Raw genomic sequence first — 21,065 nt, forward strand, 5'->3', positions numbered from 1 at the left:
GCTGCTTTCTCCCGGTCTGCCCGCCGGTTAGAGTGAAAGTTTCGACGCAGAGGACTCCATGCAGAAGACCGCACTCATCACGGGCGTGACCGGCCAGGACGGCAGCTATCTGGCGGAGCTTCTGCTGTCCAAGGGCTACCAGGTCCATGGCGTGGTGCGCCGGGCCAGCCTCTTCAACACGGATCGCATCGACCACCTGCACGTGGGCGAGACGCCGGACCCCGCCTTCTTCCTGCACTATGGCGATCTCTCGGACGCCGGGGCCCTGCGGAACCTGCTGGACGAGATCCAGCCCGATGAGGTCTACAACCTGGGCGCCCAGAGCCATGTGCGCGTGAGCTTCGACCAGCCCGAGTACACCGTGGATGTCGTGGGCGTGGGCGTCATCCGGCTGCTGGAGGCCATCCGCAGCTACATGAAGCACACGAAGAAGCAGATCCGCTTCTACCAGGCGGGCAGCTCCGAGATGTTCGGCAGCGCCAAGCCGCGCCAGCACGAGGGCACCCGCTTCGAGCCCCGCAGCCCCTATGCCTGCGCCAAGGTCTACGCCCACTACCAGGTGATCAACCACCGGGAGAGCTACGGCCTCTTCGCCTGCAACGGCATCCTGTTCAACCACGAGAGCCCGCGCCGGGGCGAGACCTTCGTGACGCGGAAGATCACCCGGGCCGCCACGCGCATCAAGCTGGGCCTCCAGGACAAGCTGTTCCTGGGGAACCTCGACGCCAAGCGGGACTGGGGCTTCGCGGGCGACTATGTGGAAGCCATGTGGCGGATGCTGCAGCAGGACAAGCCCGATGACTACGTGGTGGCCACGGGCGAGAGCATCAGCATCCGGGACTTCCTGGGACTGACCTTCGGCCGCCTGGATCTGGACTGGCAGAAGCACGTCGAGATCGATCCCCGCTACTTCCGGCCCGCCGAGGTGGACCACCTGGAAGGCGATCCGTCCAAGGGCCGCCGCATCCTGGGCTGGGAGCCCAAGACCGACATCCGGACCCTGGCGGCCATGATGGTGGACTCGGACCTCAAGCTGGCCCAGAAGGAGCTGGTGCTCCGCGAGGCCGGCCACGCCGAGGCCCCCCGCGCCGGCTACCGCTGAAGCGCCATGCCCTCACCGTTCAGGGACTTCTTCCGGCGGATCCGGCACCGCCGCTGGGGCCGGGTGGTCCGGCGGATCGACCAGCTCGGAACCGAATTGGAGGCCCTGCGGAAGCAGATGGCGACCACAGCCGAACTGGTGGGCGGAATCGAGTGCCGGCGGGTGGCCGGCCTTCCGGACCACACGCCCTTGAAGGAGGCGGAGTTCCGCGTCCACTCCCAGTTCGGCGATGACGGCGTCATCCAGTACCTGTTCAGCCGCATTCCCGCCGTCCGCACCTTCATCGAGTTCGGCGTGGAGGACTACACCGAAGCCAACACGCGGTTCCTCCTGGTCCATGACGACTGGCGGGGGCTCATCCTCGATGGGCGCCCGGACCTGGATGCCGTGGTGTCGGCCCAGGGATTGCCGATGCTCCATGACCTGGAAGTCCGGAGCGCCTTCATCACGGCGGAGAACATCAATGGCCTGATCCGGGACGCCGGGTTCTCCGGAGAGATCGGCCTCCTCAGCATCGACATCGACGGCAACGACTACTGGGTGTGGCGGGCCATCACCGGTGTGTCCCCCCAGGTGGTGGTGGTGGAGTACAACGCCGTCTTCGGTCGCGACCGGGCCGTAACCATCCCCTACGACCCGGCCTTCACCCGCCAGGCCGCCCATCATTCCTGGCTCTACTTCGGCGCCTCCCTCCGCGCCCTCTGCCAGCTGGCGGAGGAGAAGGGCTACGCCTTCGTGGGCTGCACCAGCGCCGGGAACAATGCCTATTTCGTCCGCAAGGACCTGGCCGGTCCCTTCAGGATCCTCACGCCGGAGGAAGGCTTCGTGGACAGCCAGTTCCGGGAGTCCCGCGATGAGCGGGGCCGGATGAGCCGCCTGGGGGGATCCGCCCGCTGGGATGCCATCGCCCACCTTCCGGTGGTGGACCTGGTTTCGGGAGCCACGGTGCCCTTGGATCATGGGGATGTCCAGTGAACCACCCGACGAGACGAATCGCCCCAGCCGCCCTCCTGGCCTGTCTCCCCGTCCTGGCCCAGTCCCCCCGCTTCGGGCAGGGTGATGCCATCCGGGCCGAGTGGGCGCGCCAGCCCCTGGCCTGGACCGAGTCCCGGAAGGCCGCGCTTCCGCCCGAGGATCGGGAGCGGCTGGAGCGGACGATCCGCCGCCTCGGCGTCCCAGGCACCCCCACCCTGCTGCCGCCGGAGCTGGCCCAGCCCACCGAGGCCCTCTGGCTGGCGAAGGCCACCGCCGCCAGGACGCCCCGGGAACGCTTCGACGCCCTGTTCTTCCTGAACCGTCTGAAAAGCCCCAGGGCTCTTCTGGCCCTGGATGGGCTGGGAGCCCTGGAGGCCGCAACCTGGCCGAAGCACCTGCACCTGGAGGCCGCCATCGCCACCGCGCGCCTGAACGGCGGGGACCCTTCGCCCACCCTTCAGGCCTTCCTCGATGCCCTTCGGAAGGCCGGCAAGGTGGATCCCGTCCGCGCCCAGGCCGCCCGCCTGAGGCTGGTGATGGCCGGGAAGGAGAGGACGCTGCTGCCACCGGTCCCCGCGACCCCCGGCTCGATCCTGGCCCTGATGGATGCATGGAACCGGGCGCCCTGGCCCCTTCGCCGGGACCTGGCCCTGACCGCCTTCGCGACGCTTTCCCCGGACTCCCCCGCCTGGGGCCGGATGGGCCTCGCCCGCCCTGAGAAGGCCACCCTGGATCGGGCCTGCGTGGGCATCCTCTCCCGCCTGGCCGAAGGCGTCCCCAGGCCCGCCCCTGCTGAGGCCTTCGAGGTGCAAGGCTCCCCCTGGTCCTGCTCGATCCACCCTCTGGCCCAGTGGTACGGATTCCAGGCCCTGGCCCGCCTCGAGTCCCCCCTGCCCCGCCTCCAGCCGCTCCTGGACACAGACCCGCCCCTGGGCGCCTCGAGCCCTCTTCTCCGGGGTGCGCTGCTGCCCGCCTTGCGGATCCAGCGGCCCGGACGGGCGGATCAGCTGCGCGCCCGGCTTCTGTCCGGATCGGACCCCCTCGCCCGGGCCGCCGCCATCGAGGATCTCCCGGCTCCGCCGGCCGATCTCGAAGCTCTGACCCGGCAGGTCTGGGAGGACACCCAGTTCGAGGCGCAGCAGACCCTCATCCAGAGCTACGCCCGCTGGAAGATGTCCGCGGAGGACCAGAAAGCGCAGTTGCGTCCCTGGCTCCGGCATCCCAACTGGACCTGCCGCCGGGAGGCCTACCAGGCCCTGGCAAAGCTGGATCCCGGCACACCTTGGCCCGCCACGCCCAAACCCACGGCCATGGACGAGGCCATCTTGAAGGAAGCCACCCGGCTGGCCGAACGGGGCAAACCCGTACGCCTTCGCATCTCCCTGAGCGGAAAGCGGAGCTTCACGCTGCGTCTCGACCCATCCGTGGCGCCCATGAACATCGCCAACCTGGTGCTGCTGGCGCGGAAAGGCTACTTCAACGGGCGCGTGGTGCCCCGGGTGGTGCCGGACTTCGTGGTGCAGATGGGCAGTCCGGTGGACACCATGGACGGCGGCCCCGGCCACACGGTGCGCTGCGAGGACTCGCTGGACTGGTACGGCCCCGGCAGCGTGGGCATGGCCCTGTCCGGAAAGGACACCGGCGGCAGCCAGTTCTTCATCACCACCAACGCCACCCCCCACCTCACGGGCCGATATACGCGCATGGGCGAGGTCGAGGACCTGGACCGCGCGATGAAGATCCTCGACGACCTGGAGCTGGGCGCCAGGATCGTGTCGGTCACCGTCCTGGATGCCTGAACCCGCCGTTCGAAGGGAGCCTGCCCTGTTCCGCACACGCCGATTCCTCCACCTCACCGCCCTGATCTGCAGTGCCGCCCCGGCGGCTCTGGCCCAGGCGCCCCTGCTCCAGGACGGGGCCCAGGAACTCCGCCAGGAACGCCTCGCCTGGGCCGTGGGAGAGCCGGTGCCTCCCCCGTTCCGTGTGCCTTCGCTTGAAGTTGGCCTGGGCGGGGCCGGATCGGAGGGCCTCTACGCACCCCTCGTGGGTGGCGAGGGATTCGGCCACGGCATGCAGGGCTGGGGCGTGGGGCTCCAGGGGAAGTACTTCCGGGGCGGCCTCTCCCTGTCGGCCACCGTCGTGGCGTTCCGGGATGGCGAGATCACCCGGGGCATCCTCCAGCGGGGTGGCATCGCCTACCAGACCGAGGGCGGCTGGCGCTTCGCCCTGGAGCAGGCTCCCTTCCAGTGGGGCTTCGGCCTCAATGGCGGCTACCTCATGGGGGACTCGGCCCGCCCCTTCCCCCGGGTGTCCATGGGAACGCCGGAGGCGGCCCTGCACCTGTGGCGCGTCCCCCTGGGCCACTGGCGGGCCGAGCTCTTCTACGGACGCCTGGAGTGGAACCGGCCCATCCCGGAATGGATGGCCAACCGGCTGAACCAGGAGGCGGAGGTGGCCAAGGCCGGGGACATCCGGCGGCCGGACATCTCCGGCCTTAGGGTGCAGGGCCGGTTCGGGCCCCACGTGGAGCTGAACCTCGGCGTGGTGTCCATGTGGGGCGGCGTGGACCCCCAGGGCAACAACCGCCAGCGCGGCTACACCTGGGACGACTACCTTCTCGGTTTCATCGGCGCGGAGAACATCGGGCGCACGGAGGCCAGCGGCAGCCCCTTCAACTTCGACACGAGCAACTTCAAGCAGATCTCCATGGGCCACGCCCTGGCCGAGGCCCGGGTGCGCATCCCCGCCCTGGCCTCCACCTTTGGCGCGAAGGGCGCCTCCGTGTACCTCAGCCGCGGCTCCAAGAACGTCAACTGGCAGTGGAAGGACTTCCTCCACCACCCGGGTGCGGCCATCCACCGGGACCTGAGCAAGGACTGGGAACTCGTCAAGCGCGGCAAGGTCACCGGCGGGGACTACACGGACAGCCTCTGGGGACGGGGCATCCGGGAGGCGGTACCCACGCTCGAACACGCCAACGACATCCTGGGCCTTCAGCTGGTCTGGGAGCGCTGGGACCTGGGCCTGGAATATGCGGATACCGTGAACGTCCCCTGGGATGGGGGTGGGTATCGGGTCTATTCCCATAGCACCTACCTCGCCGGCTATTCCCGCTACGGCGACCCGTTGGGCATGGCCTTCGGGGGCGATGTCATCACCCGTACGGTGGACCTCGGCATGCCCCTGTTCCTGGAGGGCAAGGGGCGACTCAAGGTGGTCAGCGGCATCCGGGCCTTCCGCGACAAACTCGAGCTGTGGAGCGCCGCCCATCCCGGGTCGGTGCCCGAGCTCGACCGCTTCTGGTTCCTCCAGATGGACGCCCAGTGGCGCACGCCCACGGGGCGGATCGGGGCCTCCATCTCCTCAGAGCGCGACCGGAACCCCCAGTTCGTCGACGGGGCCACACCGCGCTGGGGCTGGGCCTTCACGGTCTTCCAGAGCTTCCGCGTGTTCTGAGCCCGGGACTGCCTGCGCTATCCTGGTTCCCCTTGCTCGAGGTCCGCATGGCGTTGTCCCGCGATCAGCTCGTCCGCCGCGCCGCGCAGGAATTGCGTGACGGCTATTACGTGAACCTGGGCATCGGCATCCCCACCCTCATCGCCAATGCGATTCCGGAGGGCGTGGACGTCATCCTCCAGAGCGAGAACGGCCTCCTGGGCATCGGTCCCTTCCCCACGCTGGAGGAGGTCGATCCGGACCTCATCAATGCGGGCAAGCAGACCGTGACGACGGCCCCGGGCGCCAGCTTCTTCAGCAGCGCCGACAGCTTCGCCATGATCCGCGGCGGCAAGATCGACCTGAGCATCCTGGGCGCCATGCAGGTGGACATGGAGGGCAACCTCGCCAACTGGATGATCCCCGGCAAGATGGTGAAGGGCATGGGCGGCGCCATGGACCTGGTGGCCGCGGCCAAGCGGGTGGTGGTGGTGATGGAGCACACCAGCAAGGACGGCGAGCCCAAGATCCTCCGCAGGTGCACCCTGCCCCTCACCGGCCAGCGCTGCGTGCACCGCATCATCACCGATCTGGCCGTCATCGACGTGGTGCCGGGCCGCGAGGGTCTGCGGCTGGTGGAGGTGGCCCCGGGCGTCACCCGGGAGGAGGTCCAGGCCAGGACCGAGCCGCCCCTGGTCATGGACCGCGTGACCGGCATGACCGGTGTGTGAGGCTGTCCCATGCTGCTGCGCTCTCTGCCCTTCGCTCCTCTCCTGCTGGCCCTCGCCTGCGCGACCCCGGGGGACTCCGTGCCCGCCAAGCCCAAAGAACCCTTCAAGCCCGCCCTGAGCCTCCGCCCCGTGGCCGTCAGCCTGGTTCCTGGCGGAACCCAGTCCTTCCAGGCGGAGGTCAACTACCCCGAAGGCGTTCGCTACCTGCGCCAGCCGGTGGGGTGGCGCGTGGTGGAGGCTGGAGGCGGGACCATCACCGGTGCCGGCCTCTACACCGCCCCGGCAACGGCCGGTACCTACCATGTCGAGGTGCGCCGGGAGGATTTCCCCGAGGTCTCCGCCACGGCCGCGGTGACGGTGAAGTGATGGATCTGTACCGCGCCCTGCGGCCCCTGATCTTCCGCCTCGACCCCGAAACCGCCCACAACCTGGCCTTCCGCCTGGGAGCCGTGGCCTGCGCGTTACCCGTCCTGCCCAAGCCAACCCATGCCGCCAGCCTGCGCCGGACGGCCTTCGGACTGGACTTCCCCACGCCCCTGGGCCTGGCCGCCGGCCTCGACAAGGGGGCGACCCTGCTGCCCCTGTGGAAGAGCCTCGGCTTCGGCCATGTGGAGATCGGCACGGTCACGCCCCGGCCCCAGCCCGGCAACCCCAGGCCCCGCCTGTTCCGCTTCCCCGAGGTGGGCCTGATCCTCAACCGCATGGGTTTCAACAGCGAGGGCGCCGAGGTGGTGGCTGCGCGCCTTCGCCACCGCCCGGCGGGTCTCATCGTGGGCGGCAACCTCGGGAAGAACAAGGAGACGCCCGAGGCTGGAGCCCTGGACGACTACCGCGCCGCCTACCGGCTGATCGCGCCCCAGGTGGACTACACCGCCCTGAACGTCAGCAGCCCCAACACGCCGGGCCTGCGGAACCTCCAGGCCCCCGAGGCCCTGAAGCCGCTCCTGGCGGGCATGCTGGACCTGCGCCGGGAGATGGGCCTGGAGCGGCAGCCGCTCCTCCTGAAGCTGGCCCCGGACCTGGCCCCGGAGGACCTGGACGCCATCGTGGAGGTGGCCGTGGCCTCGGGCATCTCCGGCCTCATCGCCACAAACACCACTCTGGACCGAGGGGTAGTGGCCGGGGCCCTGCGGACCCTCGTCGAATCGAAGGGCGCCGGCGGCCTCAGCGGCGAGCCGCTCAAGGCCAAGGCCCGGGATGTGCGGAGGCGCATCCTCGCGGCCCTGCGCGGCCGCCTGCCGCTGGTGGCCTGCGGCGGGCTGGGAACCGCGGAAGATGTGCAGGGCGCCCTGGATGATGGCGCGGCCCTGGCCCAGATCTACAGCGCGTTGATCTTCGAGGGGCCGGCGCTCATCTCCCGAATCCACCAGGGGCTGAGATAGCCCAAAAAGCGACGGAATTTGATAAGCGGAGGGAAGCGGAAGCGCGGAGGAGAGCGGAGACAAGCCTTGTGCTTTCTCAGCTTTCCTCAGCCCCTCAGCTGTCCTCCGCTTTCATATATTCCTTTCCCAAGAACAATCGATTCGTCCCCGCCGGGGTACACTGGAAGGCCGAGGTTTCGATGTTGTCACTCCATTCGAAGATCCGCGACTCGCGCCTGCTGCCCCTGGCGGACAAGGTGCTCCGCGGTGAGCGCCTGACATTCGACGACGGGATGCTGCTCTACGAGAGCCCGGATCTCACGGGCATCGGCGCCATGGCCCACCACGTGCGCCTCCAGAAGAACGGCCGGGCCGCCTACTACGTCATGAGCCGGCGCCTGTCCTACACCAACGTCTGCTTCACCCACTGCCAGTTCTGCGCCTTCCAGGCCAAGCCCGGCGATCCCCGGGCCTACGCGCTGTCCGCCGAGCAGATCATCGCCGAACTGGAGAAGCCCGAGAACGCCGGCGTGCGCGAGCTGCACATGACCTCGGGGCACAATCCGAAGCTCAAGATCGAGTACTTCGAGGACCTGTTCCGGAAGATCAAGGCCCGATTCCCGTCCATCCACCTCAAGGTCTTCACCATGATCGAGATGGACTACTACGCCCGCATCTCGGGCCTCAGCACCGAGGCCTTCCTGGACCGCTGCATGGCCGCAGGCCTGGAGAGCTGCCCCGGCGGCGGCGCGGAGATCTTCGACGAGGAGCTGCGCGAGAAGATCTGCATCGGCAAGAAGGACGCCCAGGTCTACCTGGACACAGCCGCCCTCTGCCACCGCAAGGGCCTGCCCACGAACTGCACCATGCTCTACGGCCACATCGAGGAGGCCCGCCATCGCGTGGACCACCTCCTGCGCCTGCGCGACCTGCAGGACCGCTCCCAGGCCGCGGGCTACCAGGGCTTCCTGGCCTTCATCCCCCTGGCCTACCAGAACGAGGACAACGAGCTGAGCGCCACCCACGTGATCCACGAGACCACGGGCACCCAGGACCTGCGCGAGATCGCCGTGGCCCGGCTGCTGCTCGACAACGTCCCGCACATCAAGGCCTACTGGGTGATGATCACGCCGGGCCTGGCCCAGGCCGGCCTCAGCTACGGCGCCGACGACGTGGACGGCACCGTCATCGCCGAGGAGATCGCCCACGACGCCGGCGCCAAGACGCCCCAGGGCCTCCAGCGCGGCGAGCTGGTGCGGCTCATCGAGGAGGCCGGGTTCGAGGCCCTGGAGCGCGACAACCTGTACAACGTCTACGCGACTGCCTAGTCGACTTTCCGTTTTTCGTACGTCTTCGAAGAATCCAGCGGGAAGGCGTAGCGGCTGGTCCACAGGCGGTCATGGATCCGCACGGCCTGGGCGGCCAGGGGCGAGTCCCGGAAGATGAGCTCGACGTTTCGGGAGTCCATGAAGTAGCTCTCCTCCCAGTTGCTGGTGCCCAGGGCCAGGTGCGTGCCGTCCACCACCAGGTACTTGCTGTGGATGACCCGGGCGTAGGGGATGTGGCCTTCCTTCGCCTCGGGGATGGAGACCACCTTCACTTCCAGGTTGGGAATCAGGGTCAGTGCCTTCAGGTGCGGCAGGGCCCGGCTGCCCAGCGCCCAGTCGGACACCATGAGCCGCACCCTCACGCCGCGCACGGCGGCGGCCCGGAGCGCATTGTCCAGCACCGGCCAGAAGCCGTCCCGGCCGGCGAGAGGCGAGTAGGTCAGCAGCTGCACCCGCACACTCGTCTTGGCCTGGCCGATCAGCTCCACCAGGGCTTCGATGGCCGGGCGGACATCCTTCGGCGTGAGGAAGGGAGGGCTGGCCACCAGCTCGACCTCGGGCCGGAGCGCCGGCGTGGGGCGGCCTGGAAGCTCCGGAAGCTTCCCGCTGCCAGCGAAGGCCCAATCCAGAGCGAACAGCTCGGCCAGGCGGGCGACGATCCTGGGGTCGGAGGTCCGGACGCCCAGCTCGTGGATGTGCTCCAGGGCCCGCCAGTCGAAATTCTGGCTGCCCAGGCAGGCCTCCCGGCCGTCCACCACGAAGTACTTGGCGTGGAGGATGCCCTTCGAGACGCTGGCAAGGTCGAAGCTCCGCACCTCGGCACCGGGAATCCGCCGGATCCGCGCCACGGAGGCGGGATCCTGATCCAGCATCTTCGCGGAGAGGAGGAAGCGCACCTTCACCCCGCGAGCCCCGGCCTTCTCCAGTTCCGCCAGCACGGGCTCCAGGGCGCTGCCGGGCCGGTTGGTGACATAGAACTCTCCGGCGTCGACGCTGACCTTCGCGCCGCGGATCATGGCCACCCACTCGTCTCTGGCGAAGGGCAGTGCGGGATCGGCCAGGTCCGTCCCGGCGGGGATGGATTGCACCAGGGTGGTGGGGGGCTGGGCGGCGAGGATGAGGCTGGCGCCCAGGGCCAGGAGCAGGGAACGGATGGTCATGGCGGCACTCCTCGCAGAGGATACCCCGTTGACGGGCCTCCTCCGGCCCTGATGAGGTGAAGGGATGGAGACGAAAGCCGAGTTCCGCGCCCACCTCAAGATCCGCCGGGACGCGCTGCCCGCGGCATCCCGTGCGGCCTGGTCCGCGGCCATCGGCGGCCATCTCGACCGCCTCTGCCGGGACCGCCGCGTGACGCGCATCGGCGCCTTCTGGCCCTTCGGTTCGGAGATCGACCTCCGCCCGGCGGTCTCGGCCCATCCAGATTGGCTGTGGTTCTTCCCCCGGGTGGCCTCCACCCACCCGCCCCGCCTGGCCTGGGGCACGGAGCCTCTGGAGAAGGGTCACTGGGGTCTCCTGGAGCCGGCCTTGGCCCAGCACTTCCTCCCGCCGGTGCAGCTGCTGCTGGTGCCCGGACTGGCCTTCGACGATGAGGGCTACCGCATCGGCTACGGCCGCGGATTCTATGACGCCCTCCTTGCAAAGCTGTCCGAGGACATCCTCACCGTGGGCGTGGGCTTCGAGGCCCAGATGCACCTGCCCGTCCCCGTGGACCCCCACGACTGGCCGGTCCAGGCCCTCCTGAGCGAGCGCGGCCTCCGACAGCTGATAGCTGATAGCTGATAGCCCCCCTACCTCAGCTTCAGGATGCTCGACCCATCCGCGTACCCCTCCGTGGGCGCCTCGCGCATCTTCTGCAGCACCTGCACGAGGTCCCGGATGCGGTCCGCCATCTCGCCGATCTTGGCGAGCCGGGCCTCCTCGGGGTACTTGCGCTGGAGCATCTCCACCTGCATGAAGATCACCGCCAGGGGGTTGTTGATCTCGTGCTTGAGGGTGCCGGCCAACTGGCGGAGCGACTCCAGCCGCTCGGCCGCCAGGGCCTCCCCCTTCTGCTGGTCCGCCAGGAGGAGGGCCTGGCGCAGCCGGGCCTGACGCAGCACCAGGGAGCCCCGGCGGGCGAAAGCCTGGAGGGTGGCCAGATCGATCCGGCCGATGGGCGTGGCGCCGGGTTTCCGCTCCAGGTAGATGGCGCCCACCTGGGCCGCCTCAACCGTCAGGGCCGCACAGAGGAGCGGCCCCCACCCCGGCGTTTTCGGCACCGCACCCTCGAACCTGGGGTCCGCCGGGAGCCGGTTGGAGAGGATCGCGGTCCGTTCCCGCACCACGTAGTCCAACACAGCCCGCGGGGGCTCATCGTCGCCGGCCGCCCCGACCCGGTGGATCGTTCGCCATCCCCCCGAGTCCTCCCGCCGGACGAAGAACCCCCGGTCGCCGGCCATCAGGCGCAGGGCCTCCCCCAGGAAGGACCGCTCCAGAGCCTCCGAGTCCGCCTCCCCCAGGAGCCGTTCCGTCGCGTCGTACAGGCGCTTCAGCTCAGCCAGGAAGCTCCGCCCCTCCTGGGCCTGCATCTCGGCGAAGAGGTCCCCGGCCCGCTCCACGAAGGCGGTCCCGTCGAGCCCGGGGAAACCCTCGGTGAAGGTCAGCCGCCAGGGCCCCAGGGCCAGTTCGTCTCCATCGCGCAGGATCATCGCCCCGGAGGACTCCACGGCGCGCCCGTTCACCCGGGTCCCACCGGCGGACAGGTCCCTCAGATGCCACCCACCCTCGGCCGGGGCCAGGGAGGCATGGACAGGGGCCAGGGCCTCCAGGGCGGGCCGGGCGACGGCACAGGCCGCCGGGTCCCGGCCGAGCAGGCAGGATCCCTCCCCCAGCCCGTGCCGGACGAGGCGATCCCCCTCCATCCAGGACAGGTAGGGCATGGGAACTCCTTTCTCCGGCTCTTCGGACGGGGACGTCCAGGACCTGAGTCAGCCCGGCAGGGGGTAGCGCGTCTCGCGGGTGCGGCTGGGTCGGAAGAACAGCATGGTGTGGCCGATGGTCCAGACGTGCTCCAGGCCCGGTACCGCGGCGCAGAGGGCCGCGACGGCCGAGGTCTCGTCCTCGAAGCTGTTCTGGTTGATCTTGATCTTCACGAGCTCCAGGCTGTCCACCATGATGTCCAGCTCCGCGGCCTGGGCGGAGGTGACACCCCCCTTGCCCACGTGCATGACGGGCTTCAGGCGATGGGCCTGGGCCTTGAGGAACTGGCGCTGTTTCGACGTGAGCATCCGGAACTCCAGGGGACCAGTCTATCCTCGATGGCGAGGTGTCCCATGCTGCGTTCCCTGGTCCTCTCCCTCGCCGCCCTGGCCTGCCTGGCCGCTCCGCCCCGCACCCTCCGGGTGGACTACGGCCACACGGGCGACGCAGCCTCGGAGCGCTTCGGCGTGGACCGCGTGGTCCTGGAGCCCCTGCCCTGGCCCGGCGACCTCGCCAAGGCCATCGACGCCAGCAACCTCGGAAAGTACTGCTTCGAGGTAGCCGACAAGGCCACCGGCAAGCTCCTCTATTCCCGCGGCTTCGCCAGCATCTTCGGCGAGTGGGAGACCACGGACGAGGCCAAGTCGCTGAGCCGGACCTTCGGCGAGTCCCTGCGCTTCCCCCGGCCCGAGGGCCCCGTCCGCATCACCGTGAAGAAGCGGGACGAGCGGAACGCCTTCAAGGCCATGTGGACCTTCGAGCTGGATCCCAAGGATCCGCTCATCGAGCAGGCCCCCGCCCCGGAGATCGGCGCCCTCATTCCCCTCCAGAAGGCCGGCGATCCGGCGGACAAGGTGGACTTCCTCATCCTGGGGGACGGCTACACCGCCGCCGAACGGGGCAAGTTCGAGGCCCAGGCCCGGAAGGTGATGGAGCTGCTCTTCCAGCAGACCCCCTTCAAGGAGCACCGGAACGACTTCAACGTGTGGGCCCTCTGCCCCGCCTCGAAGGAGAGCGGCATCTCCCGGCCCTCCACCGGAGTCCACAAGCGCACGCCCCTGGGCACCACCTACGACGCCTTCGGCAGCGAGCGCTACGTGCTCACCTTCGACAACCGCGCCTGGCGCGACATCGCGGCCTGGGCGCCCTACGAGTTCGTGGAGATCCTCACCAACTCCGAGACCTACGGCGGCGGCGGCATCCACAATCTCTACAGCACGGCGTCGGCCGGCAACAGCACCATCGGCTACCTCTTCGTCCACGAGTTCGGCCACCACTTCGCCGGCCTGGCGGATGAGTACTACACCTCGGACGTGGCCGTCACCAACAGCCCGTCCCGCCCCGAGCCCTGGGAACCCAATGCCACGGCGGACCCGAAGAACCCCAAGTGGAAGGCCCTGCTGACGCCCGGTGTGCCGCTGCCCACGCCCTGGAAGAAGGACGAGTTCGAAGCCCACAGCCACGCCTACCAGAAGGAGCGCCGGGCCATCCGGGCCGCCAACAAGCCCGAATCCGAGATGGATGCCCTCTTCGCCAAGGAGAAGGCCTACGAGACGAAGCTGCTGGGGACCGATGCCCACAGCGGCCAGGTGGGAGCCTTCGAGGGCGCCAACTACGAGGCCAAGGGTTACTACCGGAGCCAGGAGGACTGTCTCATGTTCACCCGCGATGAGGTGGGCTTCTGCGCCGCCTGCCGGGCGGCCATCGAGCGGGTCATCCGCCAGTACGCCAAGTAGGCGACTTCCACCCAGTCAGAAGAGCTTGGATTCCTCCCGGCGTCCGGCCACAATCTTCGCACTTCCATGCTTTCCCCCGGTTCGTGCCTCGGTCCCTACGAGATTCAATCGCCCCTTGGTTCCGGGGGCATGGGGCAGGTCTACCGGGCCCTGGACACCCGCAGCCGGCAGGGCGTGGCCCTCAAGATCATCGGAGGCCCCCAGGGTCAGGCCGGAGAGCGGCTGGCCCGCTTCCAGCAGGAAGCGCGGACCCTGGCGGCCATCAAACATCCGGCCCTCCCGGCGCTCTATGAGTGGGACACCGAAGGTGCCACGCCCTACATCGCGATGGAGCTTCTCGAAGGCGAGACCCTCCACGAGCGGATGCTGCGCGGCGCCCTCCCCCCCGACGAAGCCATGGACCTGGCCCACCAGCTGGCCCTCGGGCTGGCGGCCACCCACGAGCGGGGGATCATCCACCGCGACCTGAAGCCGGAGAATCTGTTCATCACCACTGAAGGCCGCCTCAAGATCCTCGATTTCGGTCTGTCGAAGGCGCTTCCGACCCACTTGGATGAACATACCCTGATCCAGCGGCCGGAGACGAGCCATCCGACCCAGGTCGGAACCGTGATGGGCACCGTCGGCTACATGGCCCCGGAACAGGTCCGGGGGTGGGAGGTGGATTCCAGGGCCGACCTCTTCGTCTGCGGCATCCTGCTCTACGAGATGCTGTTCGGCCGGCGGGCCTTCTCCGGGGACTCCTCCGTGGAGACCCTCAACGCCATCCTCAAGGAGGAGCCGCCCCTCCGCGCCACCTCCCCAGGTCCCTACTCGCCGGAGCTGATCGCGCTCCTGAAGCACTGCCTCGAAAAGAATCCCGCGGACCGCATCCCCACAGCCACTCAGCTGGCCTCGCGCCTGGAGGCCATCCAGCGCAAGGGTGTCGCCCTCCGGGGGCTCGCGCGCCTCCTCCCGGGCCGGGCGGGCTGGGTGGCGCTGGCCTTGGCCACGGGCGCCCTGGGCCTCGCCGCAGGGCACCACTGGACCCACCAGGATCCGCCCGTCCTCAAGCGGCTCACCTTCCGGCAGGGACTCATCCGGAATGCCCGCCTGAGCCCCGACGGCCAGGAGGTCCTCTACAGCGCCGCCTGGTCCGGCGGCCCCCTCGTCATCTACTCCACCCGCCCGGACAGCCCTGAAAGCCGCACCTTGGAGCTGCCCGAGGGGGACCTCCTGGGCCTCTCCCGCTCCGGGGAGCTCGCCATCGCCATGGGCAGCCGCCCCATCCAGAGCTGGATGTGGCGAGGCACCCTGGCCGTGGTCCCCCTGGCCGGAGGCGCTCCCAGGGCCCTGATGGAGCGCGTCATCGCCGCCGACTGGGGCCCCGGTGGCTCGGAACTCCTGGTGGTCCGCAACCTGGAGGGCCGGACCCGGATCGAGTTCCCCTCGGGCCATCCCATCGCCGAGTCCTCGGGGTGGATCAGCCATCCCCGGGTCTCTCCGCGAGGGGACCGCGTCGCCTACCTGGAACACCCGGTTTCGGGAGATGATGCGGGCTATCCCGTGGTGGTAGACCGGCAGGGGAACCGGCGCGTCCTGACCGAGTCCTGGCCCAGCATCCAGGGCCTGGCCTGGAAGGGCGACGAGGTCTGGTTCACGGCCGCCGAGCATGGCGTGGCCCGGGGCCTCTATGCCGTGGGCAGTGGCACCCCGCGGCTGATCCTGAAGGTGCCCGCCCCCCTCACCCTGCACGACATCTCCCTGGACGGGCGCCGGGTGCTCCTCGCCAAGGAGGTCATGCGCACGGGCATCCAGAGCCTCCGGCCCGGCGCCGACCGCGAGCGGGAGCTGTCCTGGCTGGACTGGTCCCTCGTGCAGGATCTCTCGGCGGACGGCTCCACCCTCATCTTCAATGAGCAGGGCGAAGGCTCAGGGGCCGCCTACGACATCTACCTCCGCCGGACCGATGGGAGCCCGGCCGTGAGGCTCGCCAAGGGAGCCTACCCGATCCTCAGCCCCGACGGGCGCCAGGTGGCGGCCGTGGCGGTCGGGGTGCCGCGCCGGATCCAGATCCTTCCCACCGGGACCGGGGACGCCCGCACCCTTCCCGACTCGGGCCTGGAGACCTTCCACAGGCTGAGGTGGTTCCCCGATGGCAAGCGCCTCCTGGTGCAGGCCAACCGCGCCGGCGAGGGCACACGCCTGTTCGCGGTGCCCCTGGACGGCGGCCCGGCCGAACCCCTGACTCCGCCGGGCCATCAGATCTTCGGCCAGCCCATCAGCCCTGATGGCCGCCACATCGTCACCCGCGTGGGCGAACAGGAGGACCGCATCCTCTCTCTGGACAATGGCCAGTCCCAGGCCATCCTGGGCCTCCTGCCTACCGAGCGCGTGGTCCGCTGGACCCCGGATGGCAAGGGGCTCTGGGCCGTGGACCTCCACGAGATGCCCTGCCCCGTCCATCGCCTGGACCTGGCCACGGGGACCCGTAAGAAGCTCCTGGAGATCTCCCCGGAGGACCTGGCGGGCATGACCGTCAGCAACTTCCTCCTTACCCCTGACGCCAGGGGCTACGCCTACGCCTACCGGCGTGTGCTCTCCGAGCTCTATCTCTACGAAGGGCTGCGCTGAATGGAGCTGTTCTTCGACGCCATCCTGCGGGCCGGACGGGGGGCCGTGGAGCTGTCCCTCTTCGTGCTGCTTCCCATCATGGTGGTGATGCTCTCCGCCATGCGGCTGCTGGAAGCGAAGGGCGTGCTGGACTGGCTGGTGGCGCGCCTCGCGCCCATCCTCCGGCCCCTGGGCCTGACGGGCCTGGGCGTGTTCGCGGCCCTGCAGATCAGCTTCGTGAGCTTCGCGGCTCCCGTGGCGACCCTGGCCATGATGGAGCAGCGGGGCGCCTCGGACCGGCATCTGGCCGCCACCCTGGCCATGGTGCTGGCCATGGCCCAGGCCAACACCGTGTTCCCCATGACGACCATGGGCCTCCGCCTCCTGCCGGTCCTGGCCCTCTCCCTGCTGGGCGGCCTGGTGGCCGCGGCGGCCACCTACCACGGCTTCGGGCGCCGCCTGGACCCCGACGAGCGGGCGCTGGAGGAGACCCTCCCCCATCCCGTCGCCGACTCCACCAAGGGCCTGCTCGAGGCCATCAACCGGGCCGGGGCCGAGGCCTTCCGCATCGCCATCGGGGCCATCCCCATGCTGGTCCTCTCCCTGGCGGTGATCACCCTCCTCCGGAGCGCCGGGGCCATCGGCCTGCTCACCCGCGCCCTGGGCCCGGCCATGGCGGCCCTGCGGCTGGACCCGGCCCTGATCCTGCCCACCCTGACCAAGTACCTGGCCGGAGGCACTGCCATGATGGGGGTGGTGGACGAGATGACCCGTCAGGCCCAGATCACCGGAGCGCTGGTGAACCGAAGCGCGGGCTTCCTCATCCACCCCCTGGATGTGCCGGGCGTGGCGGTGCTGATCTCCGCCGGCCGCCGGGTGGCCACGGTCTGGAAGCCCGCCGTCCTGGGTGCCTGCGCCGGCATCCTCGTGCGAACGCTGGGGCACGCGCTCCTGGGCTAGATTTCCGGTCCGGTGGCCGGGATCAGGCCCGCCCCCAGCAGCCGCTCCCGGCGGGCGTGGAGGATGCGGTCGCGGACGGCCGCGGCATCCTCGAACTTCATCTGGGAGGCCAGCTCCTTCATGCGCTTCTCCAGCTTGGCGACCTCGCGCTCGAAGGCCTTGTCCTCCAGGTAGAGCAGCGGCTCCTCGGCGGCCTGCTCCTCCTTGGCGACGTTGATGAACTCGCGGGCCAGGGCCTCGCCCATGACGTCGTCCAGGTTCCGCTTCACGGTCTCGGGCGTGATGCCATGCGCGGCGTTGTGGGCCAGCTGCTTCTGGCGGCGGCGCTCGGTCTCGCCGATGGCCTGCTTCATGGAGCCGGTCATCACGTCGGCGTAGAGGATGGCCTTGCCGTTCACGTGGCGCGCCGCGCGGCCGATGGTCTGGATGAGGCTGCGGGTGTTGCGGAGGAAGCCCTCCTTGTCCGCGTCCAGGATGGCCACCAGGCTCACTTCCGGAAGGTCCAGACCCTCGCGGAGGAGGTTGATGCCGATGAGCACGTCGAACACGCCCCGACGCAGGTTCTTCAGCAGCTCCACCCGCTCCAGCGTGTCGATCTCGCTGTGCAGGTACTCGGCCTTGATGCCCAGTTCCTGGTAGTAGGCCGTGAGCTGCTCCGCCAGCTTCTTGGTGAGCACGGTCACCAGCACCCGCTCGTCCCGGGCCACGGTCTTGCGGATCTCCTCCAGCAGGTCGTCCACCTGGGTGCCCACGGGGCGCACCTCCACCAGCGGATCCACGAGGCCCGTGGGGCGCACCACCTGCTCCACGAAGGCCCCACCGCTCTGCTGCAGCTCGTAGTCGCCCGGAGTCGCTGAGACATAGACCACTTGTTTGACCCGGCTCTCAAATTCTTCGAATTTGAGAGGGCGGTTGTCCAGGGCGGAGGGGAGGCGGAAGCCGTAGTCCACAAGGGTGGTCTTCCTTGAGCGGTCGCCGTTGTACATGCCGTGGAGCTGGCCAGTGGCCACGTGGCTCTCGTCCATGAAGACGATGAAGTCCTCGGGGAAGTAGTCCAGCAGGGTGTGGGGCGGCTGCCCGGGCTGGCGGCCGTCCAGAAAGCGGCTGTAGTTCTCGATGCCGCTGCAGTGGCCCATCTCCTTCATCATCTCCACGTCGTAGATGACGCGCTGGTGGAGGCGCTGGAGTTCCACGATCTTGCCCGCGGCGCGGAACTCTTCCTCCCGGGCCTCCAGCTCCTCCTTGATGTCGCGGATGGCGGCCTTGAGCTTGTCCTCGGGGGTCACGTAGTGGGTCTTGGGCCAGATGGTGAGCTCCTCCAGCTTCTCGATGACCGCGCCGCGCAGGGGATCGATCTTCGAGAGGCGCTCCACCTCGTCATCCCAGAGCTCGATGCGGTAGGCCACATCCTCGTAGGCCGGATAGACCTCCACCACGTCGCCCCGGACGCGGAAGATGCCGGGCTCGAAGCTCAGGTGGTTGCGCTGGTACTGGATGGCCACCAGATCCCGCAGCAGCATGGCCCGGTCGATGGTCTGCCCGGTCTTCAGATTCACCGAGAGGTTCAGGTACGAGCTGGGATCGCCCAGACCGTAGATGCAGCTCACGGAGGCCACCACGATGGTGTCGCGGCGCTCCAGCAGGCAGCGGGTGGCGCTGAGGCGCAGCTTCTCCAGCTCCTCGTTGATCTTCGCGTCCTTGTCGATGAACAGGTCCCGCTCGGGCACGTAGGCCTCGGGCTGGTAGTAGTCGTAGTAGCTGACGAAGTACTCGACGGCGTTCTCGGGGAAGAACTGCTTGAACTCGCTGAAGAGCTGGGCCGCCAGCGTCTTGTTGGGCGCGAAGATGAGCGCCGGCCGGCCGGCCCGGGCGATGGTCGAGGCCATGGTGTAGGTCTTCCCCGAGCCCGTCACCCCCAGCAAAGTCTGGGCCCGGTCGCCCCTCTCCAGCCCCGCCACCAGCTGCCCGATGGCCTCCGGCTGATCCCCGGCGGGCGAGTAGGGCGAGACGAGCTTGAAGGGGATTGCCTTGGCCATGGGAGAAAAGAAAACCACAAAGACGCGAAGAAAAAAAGAAAGAACCACCACTCACGCGGAGGGCCACAGAGGAAACCGAGGTTGCCGGGAAAAGACAGACCTTCCCCCCCGCGATCTCCGCCATCTCCTCTTTTCTCAGCGAGTGTTGTTGTCCCTGCTGCCTCGGCTCTTCGCGGAGGCCTGCCTTGCCGGTCAGACCTTCCGCAGGATCAGGCAGCCGTTGGTGCCGCCGAAGCCGAAGCCGTTGTTCATCACGTACTCGGAATCCAGGGTGCCGGCCACGTTGGCCGTCACGTCCAGGTCGCACTCGGGATCCTGGTGGTCCACGTTGATGGTGGGGGGGATCTTCCCGGTCTGGACGGCCTTCACCGCCACGATGGTCTCCAGGCCGCCGGCGGCGCCCAGCAGGTGGCCGTGCATCGACTTGGTGCTGCTCACCTTGATCCGGTTCGCGTGGTCGCCGAAGACCTTCCGGATGGCCATGCACTCCAGCTTGTCGCCCACGGGCGTGCTGGTGCCGTGCATGTTCACGTAGCCCACCTCCTCGGGCGCGATGTCCGCGTCCTTGATGGCCGCGCGCATGACGCGCTGGCCGCCCTCGCCCTCGGGGGCCGGGGTGGTGATGTGATTGGCGTCGCCGCTCATGCCGTAGCCTGCGACCTCGGCGTAGATCTTCGCACCACGGGCCTTGGCCAGCTCGTATTCCTCGAGGATGACGATGCCGGCGCCCTCGGCCATGACGAAGCCGTCGCGGTCCACGTCGAAGGGCCGGGAGGCCCGCTCGGGCTCATCATTGCGGGTGCTGAGGGCACGCATGGCCGCAAAGCCGCCCACGCCCAGCTGGTTGATCACCGAATCGCTGCCCCCCGCCATCATGCGGTCGGCGTAGCCGAAGGCGATGAGGCGGGCTGCGTCGCCGATGGCGTGGGCGCCGGTGGCGCAGGCCGTGGCCACGGCGCTGTTGGGGCCCTGGAGGCCGTACTTGATGCTGGCCTGGCCGCTGGCCAGGTTCACGATGAGGCTGGGGATGAAGAAGGGGCTGGTGCGGCGGGGCCCACGATAGCCGTTGGCCTCGTCCCAGATGGTGCTGAGGCCGCCGATCCCGCTGCCGATGTAGACGCCGAACACCTCGCGCTCGGCCTTGGTGAGCTGCACTTGGTCGAAGCCCGCGTCCGCCCACGCCTCGTGGGCCGCGCCCAGGGCATAGTGGATGAAGATGTCCATCTTCTTCTGTTCCTTCTTCTCGATGAACAGATCGGGGTTGAAGCCCTTGACCTGGCCGGCGATCTTGCAGGCGAAGTCGGTGATGTCGAAGCGTTCGATGGTGGAGATGCCGCTCTTCCCTGCCAACAGGTTGTCCCAGGTCTCGGGCACAGTGAGGCCGCAGGGGTTGATGGTCCCCATGCCGGTGATGACGACGCGACGGCGCTGGACGGTCCTGGTCATGGCTTCACCTCTGAGCTTTAGATGTCAGGCTGAAAACGGACGTGCCGCAGGGCCGTGGGGGCGCTGCGGCACGTCATGATCGCGATGGATCAGCCCTTCGCGTGCTTCTCGATGTAGGTAATGGCATCGCCTACGGTGCGGATCTTCTCCTGCTCGCTCTCGGGAATCTCGAGGCTGAAGGCCTCCTCGATGGCCATGATGATCTCGACGGTGTCGAGGCTGTCGGCCCCGAGGTCGTCCACGAAGTGGCTGGACTCGGAGATGGAATCTTCGGGCTTGGCCAGCTGCTCGGCAATGATCGCAATGACCTTCTTACGCACATCAGCCATCGTGGGCTCCTCCAAACGAACCTGGAAACCCTAACATACCCCCGGGCCGATGTCCAAACCCCGGGTAAAGCAT

18 protein-coding genes are annotated in these 21,065 nt (G+C 68.8%); 12 read left to right on the forward strand and 6 right to left on the reverse strand.

The features are described from left to right. Positions 1 to 58 precede the first annotated feature (58 nt). From gmd to mqnE, 8 genes are all read left to right on the forward strand, one after another. Complete coding sequence (gmd, locus tag G398_RS0112975; RefSeq protein WP_026853909.1) at positions 59 to 1,102, forward strand: GDP-mannose 4,6-dehydratase; 1,044 nt, start codon at positions 59 to 61, stop codon at positions 1,100 to 1,102. A gap of 6 nt (positions 1,103 to 1,108) precedes the next feature. After that, positions 1,109 to 2,077: a hypothetical protein gene (locus G398_RS18410; protein ID WP_211229090.1), complete on the forward strand. Its 969-nt coding sequence runs from the start codon at positions 1,109 to 1,111 to the stop codon at positions 2,075 to 2,077. Beyond that, positions 2,074 to 3,876: a peptidylprolyl isomerase gene (locus G398_RS21210; protein WP_211229091.1), complete on the forward strand. Its 1,803-nt coding sequence runs from the start codon at positions 2,074 to 2,076 to the stop codon at positions 3,874 to 3,876. The genes G398_RS18410 and G398_RS21210 overlap by 4 nt, the downstream gene beginning before the upstream one ends. Further along, positions 3,869 to 5,533: a capsule assembly Wzi family protein gene (locus G398_RS0112990; RefSeq protein WP_026853911.1), complete on the forward strand. Its 1,665-nt coding sequence runs from the start codon at positions 3,869 to 3,871 to the stop codon at positions 5,531 to 5,533. The genes G398_RS21210 and G398_RS0112990 overlap by 8 nt, the downstream gene beginning before the upstream one ends. Before the next feature lie 47 nt (positions 5,534 to 5,580). Further along, positions 5,581 to 6,243, forward strand: a complete 663-nt coding sequence (locus G398_RS0112995) for a 3-oxoacid CoA-transferase subunit B (protein ID WP_026853912.1) — start codon at positions 5,581 to 5,583, stop codon at positions 6,241 to 6,243. Positions 6,244 to 6,252: 9 nt separating this feature from the next. Beyond that, positions 6,253 to 6,609, forward strand: coding sequence for a hypothetical protein (locus tag G398_RS0113000; RefSeq protein WP_026853913.1), 357 nt, complete (start codon positions 6,253 to 6,255; stop codon positions 6,607 to 6,609). Next, entirely contained in the window at positions 6,609 to 7,625 is a 1,017-nt protein-coding gene (locus tag G398_RS0113005) for a quinone-dependent dihydroorotate dehydrogenase (RefSeq protein WP_026853914.1), read from the forward strand. The genes G398_RS0113000 and G398_RS0113005 overlap by 1 nt, the downstream gene beginning before the upstream one ends. A 179-nt stretch (positions 7,626 to 7,804) precedes the next feature. After that, positions 7,805 to 8,932 (forward strand): aminofutalosine synthase MqnE, encoded by a 1,128-nt coding sequence (gene mqnE / locus G398_RS0113010; RefSeq protein WP_043484954.1) that lies wholly within the window; start codon positions 7,805 to 7,807, stop codon positions 8,930 to 8,932. On the opposite strand, the gene G398_RS0113015 is transcribed toward mqnE, so the two are convergent. Next, entirely contained in the window at positions 8,929 to 10,092 is a 1,164-nt protein-coding gene (locus tag G398_RS0113015) for a phospholipase D-like domain-containing protein (RefSeq protein ID WP_026853916.1), read from the reverse strand. The two genes, mqnE and G398_RS0113015, sit on opposite strands and share 4 nt — an antisense overlap. Positions 10,093 to 10,156: 64 nt before the next feature. On the opposite strand from G398_RS0113015, the gene G398_RS18415 reads away from it, so the two are divergent. Continuing rightward, entirely contained in the window at positions 10,157 to 10,714 is a 558-nt protein-coding gene (locus tag G398_RS18415; RefSeq protein ID WP_052571940.1) for a 5-formyltetrahydrofolate cyclo-ligase, read from the forward strand. A gap of 8 nt (positions 10,715 to 10,722) precedes the next feature. Here G398_RS18415 and G398_RS0113025 read toward each other — a convergent pair whose 3' ends face one another. Together G398_RS0113025 and G398_RS0113030 are read right to left on the reverse strand one after the other, a co-directional pair. Continuing rightward, complete coding sequence (locus G398_RS0113025; protein WP_026853917.1) at positions 10,723 to 11,853, reverse strand: histidine kinase dimerization/phospho-acceptor domain-containing protein; 1,131 nt, start codon at positions 11,851 to 11,853, stop codon at positions 10,723 to 10,725. A 48-nt stretch (positions 11,854 to 11,901) separates the two neighbouring features. After that, on the reverse strand, positions 11,902 to 12,201 hold the full coding sequence (locus G398_RS0113030; RefSeq protein WP_026853918.1) for a YhbY family RNA-binding protein: 300 nt from the start codon (positions 12,199 to 12,201) through the stop codon (positions 11,902 to 11,904). A 45-nt stretch (positions 12,202 to 12,246) separates the two neighbouring features. Here G398_RS0113030 and G398_RS0113035 point away from each other — a divergent pair, with 45 nt between their 5' ends. From G398_RS0113035 to G398_RS0113045, 3 genes are all read left to right on the forward strand, one after another. Then, positions 12,247 to 13,629, forward strand: a complete 1,383-nt coding sequence (locus G398_RS0113035; protein ID WP_043484956.1) for an IgA Peptidase M64 — start codon at positions 12,247 to 12,249, stop codon at positions 13,627 to 13,629. A 66-nt stretch (positions 13,630 to 13,695) separates the two neighbouring features. Beyond that, the gene (locus G398_RS18420; protein WP_084512650.1) at positions 13,696 to 16,242 is read left to right on the forward strand and encodes a protein kinase domain-containing protein; all 2,547 of its coding nucleotides are present in this window, start codon (positions 13,696 to 13,698) and stop codon (positions 16,240 to 16,242) included. After that, on the forward strand, positions 16,243 to 17,181 hold the full coding sequence (locus G398_RS0113045; RefSeq protein WP_026853920.1) for a nucleoside recognition domain-containing protein: 939 nt from the start codon (positions 16,243 to 16,245) through the stop codon (positions 17,179 to 17,181). On the opposite strand, the gene uvrB is transcribed toward G398_RS0113045, so the two are convergent. The 3 genes from uvrB to acpP form a co-directional block, all read right to left on the reverse strand. After that, positions 17,178 to 19,217 (reverse strand): excinuclease ABC subunit UvrB, encoded by a 2,040-nt coding sequence (gene uvrB / locus G398_RS0113050; protein WP_084512653.1) that lies wholly within the window; start codon positions 19,215 to 19,217, stop codon positions 17,178 to 17,180. The genes G398_RS0113045 and uvrB overlap by 4 nt on opposite strands. 192 nt (positions 19,218 to 19,409) lie before the next feature. Further along, entirely contained in the window at positions 19,410 to 20,663 is a 1,254-nt protein-coding gene (gene fabF, locus G398_RS0113055) for a beta-ketoacyl-ACP synthase II (RefSeq protein ID WP_026853922.1), read from the reverse strand. An 89-nt stretch (positions 20,664 to 20,752) separates the two neighbouring features. Beyond that, entirely contained in the window at positions 20,753 to 20,992 is a 240-nt protein-coding gene (acpP, locus tag G398_RS0113060) for an acyl carrier protein (RefSeq protein WP_026853923.1), read from the reverse strand. Positions 20,993 to 21,065: the final 73 nt, after the last annotated feature.

This window comes from Geothrix fermentans DSM 14018, from assembly GCF_000428885.1.
Taxonomy (GTDB): domain Bacteria; phylum Acidobacteriota; class Holophagae; order Holophagales; family Holophagaceae; genus Geothrix; species Geothrix fermentans.